The 15,490-nt window shown below is 37.6% G+C and carries 11 protein-coding genes; all 11 read left to right on the top strand.

Annotation, left to right across the window (positions count from 1 at the left end; translation table 11 throughout):
- The first annotated feature begins 125 nt into the window (after positions 1-125).
- Entirely contained in the window at positions 126-599 is a 474-nt protein-coding gene (locus OSO01_RS01920; protein ID WP_147208100.1) for a competence protein ComK, read from the top strand.
- Positions 600-931: 332 nt separating this feature from the next.
- A complete protein-coding gene (locus OSO01_RS01915; protein WP_147208098.1) occupies positions 932-1,570 on the top strand; it encodes a TVP38/TMEM64 family protein in 639 nt (212 codons plus the stop codon).
- Positions 1,571-1,728: 158 nt separating this feature from the next.
- Positions 1,729-2,277: a signal peptidase I gene (gene lepB / locus OSO01_RS01910; RefSeq protein WP_147208096.1), complete on the top strand. Its 549-nt coding sequence runs from the start codon at positions 1,729-1,731 to the stop codon at positions 2,275-2,277.
- Positions 2,278-3,182: 905 nt separating this feature from the next.
- Positions 3,183-6,680, top strand: a complete 3,498-nt coding sequence (addB, locus tag OSO01_RS01905) for a helicase-exonuclease AddAB subunit AddB (protein WP_147208094.1) — start codon at positions 3,183-3,185, stop codon at positions 6,678-6,680.
- Positions 6,673-10,389: a helicase-exonuclease AddAB subunit AddA gene (gene addA, locus OSO01_RS01900; RefSeq protein WP_147208092.1), complete on the top strand. Its 3,717-nt coding sequence runs from the start codon at positions 6,673-6,675 to the stop codon at positions 10,387-10,389. The genes addB and addA overlap by 8 nt, the downstream gene beginning before the upstream one ends.
- Before the next feature lie 2 nt (positions 10,390-10,391).
- The gene (locus tag OSO01_RS01895; protein ID WP_307725828.1) at positions 10,392-11,549 is read left to right on the top strand and encodes a DUF418 domain-containing protein; all 1,158 of its coding nucleotides are present in this window, start codon (positions 10,392-10,394) and stop codon (positions 11,547-11,549) included.
- A 338-nt stretch (positions 11,550-11,887) separates the two neighbouring features.
- On the top strand, positions 11,888-12,265 hold the full coding sequence (locus OSO01_RS01890) for a YisL family protein (protein WP_147208088.1): 378 nt from the start codon (positions 11,888-11,890) through the stop codon (positions 12,263-12,265).
- 206 nt (positions 12,266-12,471) lie between these two features.
- Positions 12,472-13,971 (top strand): alpha-amylase family glycosyl hydrolase, encoded by a 1,500-nt coding sequence (locus tag OSO01_RS01885; RefSeq protein WP_147208086.1) that lies wholly within the window; start codon positions 12,472-12,474, stop codon positions 13,969-13,971.
- Positions 13,972-14,248: 277 nt separating this feature from the next.
- Positions 14,249-14,464 carry a hypothetical protein gene (locus OSO01_RS01880; RefSeq protein WP_147208084.1) on the top strand — a complete coding sequence of 72 codons (216 nt, stop codon included), beginning with the start codon at positions 14,249-14,251 and terminating at the stop codon, positions 14,462-14,464.
- The gene (locus tag OSO01_RS01875) at positions 14,461-14,688 is read left to right on the top strand and encodes a YolD-like family protein (protein ID WP_147208082.1); all 228 of its coding nucleotides are present in this window, start codon (positions 14,461-14,463) and stop codon (positions 14,686-14,688) included. Before OSO01_RS01880 ends, OSO01_RS01875 begins: the two co-directional genes overlap by 4 nt.
- Positions 14,689-14,919: 231 nt before the next feature.
- The gene (lepB, locus tag OSO01_RS01870) at positions 14,920-15,468 is read left to right on the top strand and encodes a signal peptidase I (protein ID WP_147208080.1); all 549 of its coding nucleotides are present in this window, start codon (positions 14,920-14,922) and stop codon (positions 15,466-15,468) included.
- Positions 15,469-15,490: the final 22 nt, after the last annotated feature.

The following is a 15,490-nucleotide window of genomic DNA, read 5'->3' as shown; positions in this document are numbered from 1 at the left end:
TTACTAATTTCTTTTTATTTTTAAATTAACACAAAAATTCAAAATAAATATATCTTTTTACTTATTTGAGTGCTATAATAATTCTAACCTCACTTATGTCACTGGGTAATTAGGAGGCATACGAAATGAAAATGAGAGAAATAACGCCTTATACCATGGCGGTAATATCTGTTAAAGATGAAAACGGGAAATATGTTTCCAGAGTTTTAGAAGACGAAGTAGAATACGTATTAGAAGGAAAACCGACAAAAGTGATCGAGTATGCATGCGCCTATTTTGGATCTGATTTAAAGGGCAGACAAAATGGTATTAAAAGTATTTCTGGTATCACACATAAAACTCCAATACCGGTTGACCCAAGAAACAGGATGTACTTCTTCCCAACGAAATCCCCATCACATGAAAGCTGTTCCTGGATCTCACATTCCCATATAGATGAAGTGAAAAAAATAGACAGTACATCCACACAAATTCTATTTAAAAATGGAAAAACGATTGATGTAGAGGTTTCTCACGGTATTGTAATCAATCAAATACAGCGGACAGCCCAAATTCGCTTTCTTATCGATGAGCGGAGCACTGCGTTTGACTATAAATAATGCTCTGTATGGTTAAATTTATTATGTTCTGCTTTCCTTCCAAAAGATTCTCACTAACTTAAGATTTCCCCTTACCTAGATAGTGCAAAAAAATCTTTTATAATAAAAACTGCATAAAATAATGTTATTTTCTAAGAATATCATTATGAATACTTCTCTGCTTATTTCTTTCTTGAAGCATGAATAAATATTAAAATAATAAAAAAGTAAACCCTGGTGACAATTTGAGTTTGTTAAGCTTCATTTAATAGAGAAGTTTATACTTTTCAAAAAATCTGCAGTAGCATATAATCATCAATAAGATTGTTGGAATTTTGAGGGAGACTGACCGCATGTACGTAATGAATATTACATTTTCAAATTGGCAGGAATATTTAAAAGAAGAAGGCTGGGAGGAATTTATCCGTCAGCTGCTGGAGCAATATGAAGGGTTGGGACCATTGCCTGGTATTGCATTGCCTTTTTTTGAAGCTTTTTTACCATTCTTGCCGCTCATTGTATTTGTTCTCGGAAATGCAGCCGCCTACGGGTTATTTGAAGGCTTTCTGTACTCCTGGCTTGGTGCAAGTCTTGGTGCTGTCATTGTGTTTCTGGTTATTCGCCGTTTAGGAAATACAAGGCTATTAAAAAAGATTCGCCATAATAAACAGGTGAGCAAAATTACGGCATGGGTGGAAAAACATGGGTTTGGACCTTTGTTCTTATTGCTTTGTTTCCCGTTTTCCCCGTCTTCTGTTATCAATGTCGTGGCAGGTTTGTCCAAAATCAATATCTACCCATTTATATTAGCTGTACTTTTAGGAAAGACAGTAATGATTTTCTCTATTTCCTACGTCGGCTCCAGTATCATGGAATTTGCCCAGAATCCGGTACGGACGATTGTAGTCGGTATAGGTATTGTTATTTTTTGGATGTTCGGTAAGTTTTTAGAGAAAAGGCTTCATAAAAAAGTGGATAAGCATAGTGGATAATACATTACATGATAAAACTCCGCTGGAAAATAAAGTGAACCTTTATCCAGCGGGGCTTTTTTTGACGCATATGTACTTCCTGTCTGTGATAGAAAGGTTAGAATCCTTTGCTTTGGGGTATGATGTAAGTAATAAACTAAAGCGAAGGAAGAATAACAGTGAAAAAATATAATTATTTAAGGGTTTCTATTGTAGCTGTTTTGTTAATCGCTGTGTTTGTAATTGTTCGGGCTTTTTTATTTGAGAACTATGTTGTCAATGGAAAATCCATGGAACCAACACTCTATGACGGAAATTTAATGATGGTAAATACGGTCACAAGTAACATTTCAAATATCCACCGTTTTGATGTTATTGTATTTCATGCAACCGAAGAAAATGATTATGTAAAACGGGTAGTCGGATTACCGGGAGAGACCGTAGAATACAAGGATGATCAGTTATATGTAAATGGTGAGTATATTGCTGAGGATTTTCTGGAGGAAGAAAAAGATAATGCAGAAACGAAGCCATTAACAGAAGATTTTACCCTTCTTGAAATAACGGGTGAGGAGACTGTGCCAGAAGATCAGATTTTTGTATTAGGTGATAACCGCGGAGACAGCTTAGACAGCAGGTCCATTGGCTTTGTCCCTATGGATGAGGTGGTTGGAAAGGTTGACATTACTTATTGGCCGATAACACAGTTATTTAAGCAGCCTCGTTAATTCAAGTGAACGTTTCAACAGCGGAAATTGCCATCGTTGAATATCCTTATGGACAGAATCTTATCACTGCAGAACAGAAGAAAATATAAAATAATTTTATTAGGAACAGGCTCCCATCTTTGCTAAAATAAAGATAGGAGTTTTTTTCGCACTTAAAAAAGTATAAAACTCAAACTGAAAGTAAGTCATTTTCATCATTTTATGGAAATGTATGTGAAGAAGCTCCTTCGGCAATATTAGAATATCTTTGAAAATATGAATGATAAATGCCCAAGAACTGGTATATTAAATATAATTGACATGGAGTTAACTCTATCTTTTATAGTATGAATAATAAAAGATTGGAGGGAGTATAATGTCAATTATTATTTATTTCTTAATCGGTTTATATGCTGTATTAACAGGAGCAGCAGGAGTAGTGAGATGCATATAAACAGGAAGGAATATAGGTACAGGCCACTTTATTTGTACTGGTATCATTTGCAATGCTCGCAGCTTTGTTTACTCCAGATAAAACAGCCATGTTTATTATTTTAATTCTTGTTTTGTTAATTTATAAATATATTGTTTAGCAGGTGATTAACCATTAAAATTAGGGAAGCTTCTTCATATAAAACGTGTATTGAAGCAAGCAAATTATAAAATAGACTAATTACTGGAAAAATTAAATAGAAGACTATATCCTGGTAACTTCAAGTGAAATAATTGCTGAATAGCCCTCGTCCTTCACCGCTTTTTTTCCTGTTTTTATATACGGTATTATTGTTGTGTTGGCAGGGATTATATCGCTTTACTGTTACGTTAGATAATTGTATGAAAAATAGAAAAGAAAATTTGTGTTTGAACATTAATAGAATGTGCTCGATATATAAATACATATGTCACTACAAGAGGAGTGTGTGCGATTGACTGTACAATTTATTTTAGGAAGATCCGGTACAGATAAAAGTGAATGGATGATGAATGATATTGAAAATCGTTTGCAAAAAGAGCCAATAGGACCGGCTATTTTTTACATTGTTCCGGATCAAATGACATTTCAATTAGAAACCTCTTTATTTAGCCGGAAGCATTTAAGTGGAAGTATCAGGGCCCAGGTAGCCAGTTTTTCAAGACTTGCATGGCGCGTTTTACAAGAAACAGGAGGAGGGCTACAGCCTTTTATCAGCTCGGTTGGAACACAAATGATGCTTCGGAAAATTATTGCTGAGAAAAATGGAGATTGGATGGCATTTCAAAAAGCAATGAAAAAGCAGGGATTTCTTGATCAGCTGGAATCCGTTATTCAAGAATTTAAAAGATATGAAATTACACCTGACACACTTCGAGCCCAGCAGGATCAATTAAACAAATTTGTCCATCAATCTCCATCGGAAATGGGATTAGCACGAAAACTGGATGATTTCATTTATATTTATGAACAGCTTCTTAAACAGCTGCAGCATTCTTATATGGACAATGAAGACAGATTACAAATATTAAAGGAAAAAATTCCAAAAGCCAGCATGCTTGAGGGAGCACATATCTATATAGATGGCTTTCATCGTTTTACGCCGCAGGAAATATCCGTGATTGGGGAATTAATGAAAAAGTGTGCTGCTGTTCATATCGGTTTGACGTTAGATCCGGCCAATGCAGAAAAGCTGGAGGAGTTAGATATCTTTTATCAGACAAACCTGACCTATCAGCAATTGACAGCTATTGCCGAGGAAACCGGGATTTCGTTCGAACAGTCAGTTTATTTAAATCCGGCAGACGATCAATTTAAAGATCGGACCTATTTTGCCCATCTGGAACAAAATTTCGATGTCCGTCCCTCTCCGGAGTATACAGAAGATGCGCCCATTCAAATAGCTGAAGCGGTTCATCCACGTGCAGAAGTAGAAGGTGTTGCAGAGGAAATTCTTTCGCTGGTAAGAGACGGTGGATATCGCTATCGTGATATTTCTATTTTAATGAGGCAATCAGATGTATATGCTGATTTAATTGAAACAATCTTTGGAGATTATAATATTCCTGTCTTTCTTGATCAGAAACGCTCTATGCTGCATCATCCTTTAATTGAGTTGATCCGTTCGATGCTGGAAGCAATTGAAAATGGCTGGCGCTCGGATGCAATATTCCGTGTTTTAAAAACAGAATTTATACCTGCCAGTGATGAGGAGTTTCCACTAACAAGAGATGCAATTGATCAATTGGAGAATTATACAATAGAGTACGGAATTCGTTATCGGAAGCAGTGGTTAGATGATAAGCCATGGAAATATCAGCGCTTCCGTGGGTTTGACCAGGCTGCGCAGACGAGCTTTGAAAGCAAAATGCAGGAGGAAATCAACAGATACCGGGACCAAATCACAAAAGCGTTAAAGTCTTTTGATGAGAGCTTTCGTACGGCCGCAAGCGTTAAAGAACGCTGTGAAGCTATTTTTATTTGGCTGGAATCACTGGGGGTTCCTGAACAGCTGGAGGAAATGCGCGCTTCCTTTGATGAGCAGGGTATTCCTGAAAAAGGAAGGGAGCAGCAGCAGGTATGGGATGCACTCATACAATTGATGGATGAAATGGTCGAGATTGCCGGTGATGAAGAACTGGATTTGTCTACCTTTAATGTATCGATCAATGCGGGATTTGAAGCATTAGAGTTTTCACATGTCCCGCCTACGATGGACCATGTATTAGTGGGAACCATTGACAGATCGCGGATGTCAGGTGTCCGCTGTGCTTTTTTACTTGGTGTAAATGAAGGAGTATGGCCAATGAAGCCGCCGGTAGACGGCATGATTGATGATGAAGAGAGAGAGCTATTGGAGCAAAACGGATTAAAGCTTGCTGAAAACGGAAAAAGACAGCTGCTTGATGATTGGTTTTATATCTATTTATCGTTAACGATTGCCAAGGATAGGTTGATGATTAGTTATCCAATCAGTGATGAAGAGGGAAAAGCGAAAGTTCCTTCTCAAGTAATCAGCAGGATTGAGGATCTTTTTCCGAAATGCCAGGAGCATTTATTATTTCAGGATGTGGAAGATACTGCAGATACACTGAGATTTATTACTACAAAGACAAAAACCAGGGCTGCTCTGACAACGCAATTTGCCAGGCTGCAGCGGGGATATGAGATTAGTGAAGCCTGGTTTGCTGTTTACAACTGGTATGTGAAAAATCAGCCGAAGTATGGGATGACCTACCGAATTTTACAAGGTTTATTTTATAAAAACCAGCCAGAGCAATTGAATAAAGAAACAGCTGAAGAGCTTTATCCAAAACAAATCAAAGCAAGTGTCAGCCGGCTGGAATCCTACTATCGCTGCTCCTATCAGCATTTTGCCCGTTACAGCCTGAATTTACAGGAACGGCAGACTTATAAATTAGACGCTCCTGATATTGGACAACTATTTCATGAGGCGTTACGTTTAATTACAGAGTGGGTTCAAACTGAAAAAACAGATTTCAAACTGCTTACCAGGGAAACATCAGCGAGTTACGCGCACCGGGCAATTCAAAAATTATCACCTGTGCTCCAGCATCAAATTCTGCATAGCTCCAATCGTTATACCTATATTCAGCAGAAGCTGGAAGAAATAATTGCCAGAGCAGCATTTATATTAAGTGAGCAGGCAAGACAGACAGATTTTAGCCCGGTAGGTCTGGAGCTCAGTTTTGGAGAGAAGAACAGTCCGCTGCCGCCGCTTATTTTGCCACTGGAAAATGGCTATGAGCTTCTCTTACGCGGGAGGATTGACCGTGTAGATAAAGCAGAGCTTCATCAGGATTTATATTTGCGGATTATCGACTATAAATCAAGCTCACGTGCTTTGGATCTGCTGGAGGTTTATTATGGCCTCGCCCTGCAAATGTTAACTTATTTAGATGTTGTATTGACACATTCGGAAAAATGGCTCGGTCAGCAGGCGAATCCGGCAGGCGTCCTTTATTTCCATGTGCACAATCCAATGATTAATCTGGATAAAGAAAAAATAGACAGTGATATAGAGGGACAGATTTTTAAGTCTTATAAAATGAGAGGGCTGCTTTTATCTGATGAAGAAATCGCCAGGGCGATGGACGAATCGTTAGAAATGGGGACAAGTAATATTATTCCTGCTGGTCTGAAAAAAGATGGGACATTCAACCATCATTCGAAAATTGCGGATAATGATACCTTTGATAAGCTTAAAAACCATATCCACGTATTGCTTGAAAAGGCAGGGCTGGATATGACATCCGGCGGTGTAGAGATTAATCCGTTTTTGAAGAAGGATACAGCGGCATGTACGTATTGTCCTTTTCATGCAGTTTGTCAATTTGACCCGGCATTGCAGGGAAATAATTATAGAAAAATACCAAATATAAAAGAAAAAGAAATTATTGAGCGGCTAAAAGGAGGGGAAATCCGTGGTTAAATGGACAAAAGAACAGGAACAGGCAATTTATCGAAGCGGTACGGATATCCTTGTAGCCGCAGCAGCGGGCTCTGGAAAAACAGCTGTCCTCGTAGAGCGTATTATTCAGAAACTCTTAAAGGAAGAAGATGCGATTAATATTGATGAATTACTCGTTGTTACCTTTACGAACGCAGCAGCACAGGAAATGCGGGCGAGAGTCGGAGCAGCACTGGAGAAGTCATTGGCTGAAAAACCGGGATCTCTTCATTTAAAAAAACAGCTTTCTTTATTACAGAGAGCGTCTATTTCAACGCTGCATTCCTTTTGCTTAGATATTGTACGGAAAAATGCATATATGATTGATTTAGATCCTTCTTTCCGCATTGCCGATGATGTAGAAATGGATATGATAAAGCGGGAGGTTTTGGATGATCTGCTGGAAGGCTGGTATGATGATTCGAATCAGGAGCAGGAACAATTTTTTGAAGTAGTAAACCGTTTTTCGAATGATAGAAGTGATCGGGATGTGGAAGAATTAATCCTGAAAACAGCAAATTTTGCAGTTCAACATCCGTCACCAAAAAAGTGGCTGCACCAGCTGACAGCAAATTACGAAATAGAGGAAAACTGGACAGAAGAAACCATTCCCTGGCTCCAGGAAGTCAAGGAAGAGATTACCAACCAATTGAAAGCAATGAGGCAAGAGAACGCTTTAGCTATTGCTGTGGCAAGAGAGCCTGATGGGCCATATCATTATTTGGATGCGTTGGAAAAAGACACCGCGGTGCTGGAAGCTGCGGCGGGAAAATTATCAAAATGGGATGAATTACACCAATTTGTTCATGATACGAAGTTTGCGGCTTTATCAAGAAAAAAAATAGAGGATAATCCAGAGAAACGGGAACAGGTGAAGGCTTTCCGAAAAAAAGTCAAAGATAGATGGGACAAAATGAAGGAAAAATGGTTTGTCCGCAATCTGGCTGCCCACATTCAGGATATGCAGGGCATGGCTCCTGTTTTAAAACAGATGACCTCTATGGTAGAAAACTATATGGATAAGTTTCAGCATCGTAAAAAGGAACAGGCTATTGTTGATTTTAACGATTTAGAGCATTATTGCCTGGAGATTTTAATGGAGACAGATGAAGAAGGTGCTCTAATCGGTGCTTCCTCCATTGCTATGCAGCTGCAAAAGCAGTTTAAAGAGGTTCTCGTTGATGAGTATCAGGATACAAACCTTGTGCAGGAAAGTATTCTTCAGTTAGTCCGTAATCCTGAGGATAATGGAAATATGTTTATGGTTGGTGATGTGAAACAGAGTATTTATGGATTTCGACACGCAGAGCCTTCCCTGTTTATTGAGAAATATAAAAAGTTTGCAGCAACCAATTATCCTGCCGAACGAATTGATTTGAACCGGAATTTCCGAAGCCGGGACGAGGTGCTGGTTGGCGCTAACTATTTATTCCGTCAGCTTTTTGATGAAGAGGTCGGTGATATTGAATACGACCAGGATGCCGAGCTTATTTACGGTAATAGTGTGTATGATGAATTTCCACTTCATTCTAATCCGGAATTGCTGATGATTGATACTCCTCAAGGACAGAAGTCTGGAGAAGCGGAAGAGACAGGAGAAGATTTAGAAAAAGCACAAATTGAAGCACGGGCCTATGCTAAAAAAATCCGGGAATGGATTGGCACTGAAGGTACAGATACACCTATGCAAGTAGTAGATAAGGGAACTGGCCAGCATAGAAATTTGATGTATCGTGATATTGTAATCTTAATGCGTTCCATGACGTGGACATCTATTATTATGGATGAGCTGAAAAAACAAGGCATTCCCGTTTATGCAGAATTAACATCAGGCTACTTTGAAGCGATTGAAATTCGGGTCATGATCAGTTTATTAAAGATAATTGATAATCCGCGTCAGGATATTCCGCTGGCCGCTGTATTGCGTTCGCCCGTTGTCGGTTTGCAAGAAAATGATTTAGCAGCAATTCGATTAGCAAATCGCCATGGGAATTTTTATGATGCTCTTATAGCATATTTGGAAAAAGAAGAGAATCAGGTTACAGTACAATTAAAAGAATTCCGGGAGTTGTTGGATACATTAAGACAATCTGCGCAGCAAGGAGCGTTGTCAGAATTAATATGGCAAATATACCGGGAGACCGGCTATTATGATTTTGTTGGAGGCATCCCCGGCGGTAAACAGCGCCAGGCAAACTTACGGGCTTTATATGACAGGGCAAGAAGCTATGAAGAGACCTCTTTTCGAGGTTTATATCGTTTCCTGCGCTTTATTGAAAGAATGGAAGAAGAGCAGAAGGATTTGGGTGCTGCACGTGCCCTTAGTGAACAGGAAGATGTTGTCCGGATAATGACGATTCATAAAAGTAAAGGTTTGGAATTTCCTGTTGTGATACTCGGAGGTATGGATAAAGAATTTAATATGATGGATTTAAACGAGAAATATCTGCTTCATAAAGATCTGGGATTTGCCAGTAAATTTATTGATCCTGATAAACGGATTCAATATTCAACTTTATTTTATCATGCGTTGAGAGAAAAAATCAGAAGAGAACAGTTGTCGGAAGAAATCCGCTTATTATATGTAGCCTTAACACGTGCAGAAGAGAAGTTGTTTATGGTAGGAACAGTCAATTCTGCAGAGAAGCGGAAAGCATCATGGTCATGGATTGCTCATCATGCAGACTGGGTGTTACCGGCGTATTTTCGGGTTGGAGCAAAGAATTATCTGGATTGGGTCGGACCTGCATTGATCCGTCATCCGCAAGCAGAAATTTTGAGAAAAGAGGAGATAGGAACCAGCGTTTTATCTGAAATCACACAGGACTCATCAAAGTGGGATGTACAAATTCATCCGAGTCAGGATCTTATTTTCCTTGAAAATACGCTGCAGCAAAAACAAGATGCATTAAAAAATCAAATCAGAAATTGGGACCGGCTTGAACAGGATAATAAAGACCTGGATAGTTGGGTCGATAGACGACTTTCCTATCAATATCCATATCAACAGGCTGTACACTCCCGTGCAAAGCAATCTGTAACAGAATTAAAACGTCAGCAGGAGCAGAAAGATGCATACAGTGATGAGAGAATGATTCCTCAATCTGCGGTACGTCCGATTACAAACAGACCGAGATTTATGCAGGCTGAAAAAAAATTAACTGCGGCTGAGAAGGGAACTGCACTGCATACAGTGATGCAGCATCTTCCTTTGAAGGATAAACTATCTGAAGAGGAAGTGAAGGAGTTTATTGAGAAATTGGTTCAAGAGGAGAAAATGTCAGCTCCCGAAGCGGAAAGTGTTTCCGCTTCAGCTATTGTAGATTTTTTAGAATCAACGATCGCCCAGAAAATTTTTGTGGAGAATAGAGTATATAAAGAAGTGCCATTCAGTTTGATGCTGCCAGCGGAAAAAGTATATCCAGACTGGAAGGATCCCGTGAAAGAAAAGGTATTAATCCAAGGGGTTATCGATTGTATTATTCCTCAGAAAGAGGGCTGTATTATTCTTGATTACAAAACAGATATGATAACAGAAGATGTCACGGAAAAATTAGAGGAGCAGCTGAGAAAACGGTATAAAACACAGCTGGAGCTTTACCGGTATGCAATTGAAGAAATCTGGAAGCAGCCTGTTAAGGAAACATACCTTTATTTCTTTTCTAAAAAGCTTCTTATCAAAGGAGAATAATAGTGCAACCTTATCAAGTGAATAAACGTTTAGAATGGATAGATGCTGCAAGAGGCTTTGCAATTTTAGGTATATTCATGGTTAATATAGGATCATTTTCTGCTCCTTATTTTCTCTATGGAGGAGCAGAAGATGCCTGGACTGCTGGAATTGATCAATTTAGTCTGGCTTTTATTGATATCTTCTTTCAAGCCAGTTTTTACACTTTGTTCTCTATTCTCTTTGGCTTTGGGATTCAAATTCAAAAGGATAGCCTGGATAAAAAGAAAATCTCACCATATGCTTTTTTCGGAAGAAGACTGGGAACATTAATTGTTTTTGGAATCATCCATGCTTTTGCGGTTTGGAATGGAGATATTCTCTTAACCTATGGAACGATGGGATTTTTACTGCTGTTATTCTTAAATAGCAGAGATAAGACCCTGGCAGGCTGGGGGATTGGTCTATTAGGATTTTCAACAATTGCATTTACAGGTCTGCAGTATTTAGCAAGGGATTTTATTGTTCTGGGTAATACATCCGAAATAGAGCAGGCTTTTCAAAGCTATCGCTCCAATGATTTATCTATTATTCTGGCGCAAAATTTTCAAGATTGGCAGCTGTCGAATGGACTTTTAGGCTTTATTATATACCCATTCATTATTCTCCCTTTATTTTTATTTGGGATGTATCTGGCAAGAAAGAGATGGCTTCATGATCCACTCTCCTACAGGAGTATATTGAAAAAGATTTGGGCTTTCTCATTAGTTGTATTTATTCTGTTTAAAATCGGACCTTATCTATTTGGTAACCCGCTCTGGTTTGCTCTTGTGCAGGATAACATCGGAGGGACAGCATCCGCAGTCTTCTATCTGACCACCATTACGTTATTGTGGCAACAGGATATCCCACGAAAAATACTTCGTGTACTGACACCGATTGGCAAAATGGCATTGTCCAATTATTTGCTCCAATCAGTTATTTCCTTTTGTCTTTTCTACGGTGCCGGTTTCGGACTTTATGGAGAAATTCGTCCTGTTCAGCAAATTTTGATTGTCCTTGTTATTTTCTGCCTGCAAATTATCGGCAGTACGATTTGGCTTCGTTATTTTCAGTTTGGGCCTGTCGAGTGGTTATGGAGATGTATCACATATAAAAAAATGCAGCCGTTCAGACGTTAATCATGGCGATTTGTTGACAAAGGGACATTAAAATGTCATCTTAGGGAAGAAAATGGTATTATAGAGGATGTTCAAAAAGTCCCCAAATGATAAGCTGCGAATCTCTGCGTTGACGTATCTTTTCCGATGGGACTGCGATTACTCGCCCCACCAAAAGCGTTACTCACGTATTTAAAAGCATACGCTCCGTTCGTAAAAGTTACGTCGCCTTGACCTTCTTGCTTTTAATTTGACTACTTTTTGAACAAGCACTTATAGTAAACGGATTATTAGTCATTTTTGTTAAATGTGGAAGATGATTATTACATGTACTTATAAAAATGAAGGAGGAAACTTAAATGGGAGGAACACATCTGCATATTACTGCGTGGGTACTAGGACTGATTCTCTTTATTATTGCATTAGTCTTGTACAAAAAAAGCAGTAATAAGCCTGCAACGATTGTTCATATGATTTTACGTCTTGTGTATTTATTTATCATCATCACGGGAGGATTATTAACCTGGGATTATATTCAAGGCTATTCCATGCCGATACTTGGTGAAGTAATTGTAAAAGCACTTGCCGGTCTTTGGATTGTAGTAATGATGGAAATGATATTAGTTTCCGCAAAAAAGGGCAAATCAGCAACAGGCAAATGGATTCAATTCCTTATTGCACTGATTATTGTCATTATTTTAGGATTCTTCCGCCTGCCAATGGGCTTTTATTTCTAAAATAAGTAAAACAATAACTCCCTGTTGAACAGGATAAAATAAAGTGCCTTGGTCAGCTGGCTGAGGTGCTTTATTTATTTGCAAAGATAATTGTGAACGCTTTTTTACATCATTTTAATCAAGGTATGATTTTTTAAGAAAATAAGTGATAATAGAGAATAGGGTGGAATGAAAATTACAGTTTTATTATCATTGGGGGAAAATCTATGATCAAAAAAATAAGTATTGGACTTGCTGCTATCATAAGTATGTTCATTATACAAGAGCCTGCTCATGCACAGGATGAAGATATACATAATGAAGTATTTTATCAAATATTGGTTGACCGGTTTAATAATGGAGACGCTAAAATCCAGGGAGAAATAGATATTGATGATCCTCATAACTATCATGGTGGTGATTTTCAGGGAATCATAAATAAATTAGATGATCTGCAGGATATTGGAATTACTACGATTTCTCTGTCACCAATTATGGATAATAAAGAAAAAGGCTATCATGGGTTTTGGATTACTGATTTTTATCAAGTAAATCCACAATTTGGAACAATGGAAGATTTTGAGCGTCTTGTATCAGAAGTGCATCAGCGTGATATGAAAATAGTTATTGATTTCGTGTTTAACTATGCTGCAGATACAAATCCTTTGACGAATGACCCGGATAAAGAAGATTGGTGGCTGGGAACACCTGCTTCAGATGATGAAAGATTATCAGAAACGGTTCAATTAGACTTAACGAATCCTGACGCTGCAGATTATATGTTAGATGCTGCTATATATTGGGAGTCAGAAACGGATATTGATGGATTTAAGCTGCCTAATGTTGATCTTGCACCAGAAGCGTTTATCAAAGATTTGACTGCGGCTTTAAAAGAAAATCGTCCTGATTTTTATCTTATTGGTGATATAACAGAAGCAACTATGGATGAAGCAGTGGATTTATTAGAAAATACATCGCTGGATATTATTAATTATCCGGAGTTAAATCAAGGATTAAGTGAAACATTTGCAAAAAGTGACAATGATGTTTCTGCGATTTATGATATCTGGAAAGAACAGGGATTAACCGATTTTTATAAACAGATAGACGGCTTCGGTCAGGAACGTTTTACAAATATTTTTTCAGAAAATCAACGTAATGCAGTAACTGCTTGGACGCTGGCATTAACATATATGTATACAACACCGGGTGCAACGATGATTACTCAAGGGACAGAGCTTCCAATGTATGGCGGGGATGCTGAGGAATCACAGCGGCTCGTTCCATTTAACAGTGGAGATGAGGATTTAAAGGAATTTCATAAACGTATTGCTTCCCTGCATAATGAATTTCCTGCATTAAGGTTTGGTGATTTTGAATATGTCGGGTCTGAAGCATCGATGTTGGTGTTCCGTCGTAGCTATCAAGATGAGATAATGTATGCTGCTATTAATAATGGCAGTGAGTCAGCATATATAGATGTAGATAATATAGAATCTGGTATGCAATTAAAAGGTATCTTAGAGGATAATTTAGTACGTGAAAACAAAGAGGGCAATTACCGGATTGGAATACCAAGAGAATCCGTAGAAGTATATATCTTAGAAGAAGATAAAGGCTTTAATTGGCTGTTTATCGGTTTTATTGTTTCCGTTCTCGCATTGTTTGTTATTGCAGTTATACTGTTAAAAAGAAAACAAAAAATAAGAGAACATCAAGAAAGCTGAAAATAAAAACACAGAAAATTTTTTGGTACGGGTACAATTGTCTGGCAGCAGCTTGGGGAAATGCATCAGTTACTAAAAATAAGTCCTTCCTTTTAGGGCTTATTTTTTTACGTGTAAAAATAGTCCTGTTAATACGAATTTATATCAGATAAAGTAAACAAAGGTTAATTTAGTTTGAAATAATTTTATCCATTTATTTCATGTTTACAACTTTATCTGTTTTGATATAATAAGAACAAATGTTCAGAACAAAAGTTCTTATCGAGGGGTGGTTAAAATGATTGGTTTCTTAACAAGTGCGATGGAGAAAAAAGAAAAGGTAATGATCTATTATATAGACTCTAAAGGAAAGATCAGCCAACGAATAATAAGAGTAGTCGACATAGATAACACCAAAATTTTAGCTTACTGCTATTATCGTAAACAAGTGAGAAGTTTTAAAATAGACAGCATACTGTCTTTTGGGCAGTTGAAAAGGAGTGTCGGAGCATGAGCTTATATGTACAACAAGAAATTGGTTTTCAGTTGATGATGGCCCATAAAGATAATCTACTAATTAAAATTGAGTATCATAAGGATAATAATTTTTATATGGAGCAGGGATATATTGATAGCATCAATTATGAAGACAGGTACATAAAAATAGTTAATAAGTTTGGCCGTGTTGATTTTACTAAAATAAATTTAGAAAATATTGTTAAGGTTTTTCTCTTATAAAAAAAGAAGAAAGCCCTTTCTTTAAATGTCTGCTCTCGTATTATTCTTTTACAAATCAATACTGTATGATATGTTTTTTATGATTTATCTTTATGGAAGAACCCTTATATACCAATTCATATAGTCTATTTGTACAATGAATTTTATTTGTGTGACATTTTTCCTGATTATATAGTATAATAAAATTGAAATATGGTAAGAGATATAATTTACTTAAAGGAGGTGCGGAGCATGGAGAAAGGTCTTCTGAAGAGAAAAATTTATCTATTATGCAGAATAGCAGCGATTATTATTATTGCGGCATTTATTGTTAAAAATTTCCTTCTGGCACCTTCTGTTGTCTGGGGAGAATCCATGCAGCCTACTTTCTCGGATCAAGATAAGATTATTGTAAATAAAGTTGCATCCATTGACCGGTTTGATGTGATCGTATTTCATGCTCCTGACTCTGATAATTACTATGTAAAGCGTGTGATTGGCATACCAGGCGATCAGATTGAATATATAAATAATGTTTTATACTTAAATGGAGAACCGGTAGATGAGCCATACCTGCTGAATGAAAACAGTCCTGCAAAACGCGCCTTTCAAACCGGAAACTTTACTTTAGAAGAGTTAACAGGTTACTCAACTGTCCCTGAAAACACCTATTTTGTTTTGGGGGATAATCGTGGAAACAGCAATGACAGCCGCTTCTTTGGATTTTTAAATGAACAGGCAATTATTGGTGAAGTTACATTCCGGATTTATCCATTCAGTAATATTGGCAGACCTAAATAAAACCGTATGTAGAAGGATAGGT

The sequence above is a fragment of the Oceanobacillus sojae genome (assembly GCF_007991515.1).
In the GTDB taxonomy this organism is placed as follows: Bacteria; Bacillota; Bacilli; order Bacillales; family Amphibacillaceae; genus Oceanobacillus; species Oceanobacillus sojae.
The sequence above is the reverse complement of the archived record's forward strand: the minus strand, read 5'-3'. Positions and strand labels throughout refer to the sequence as shown.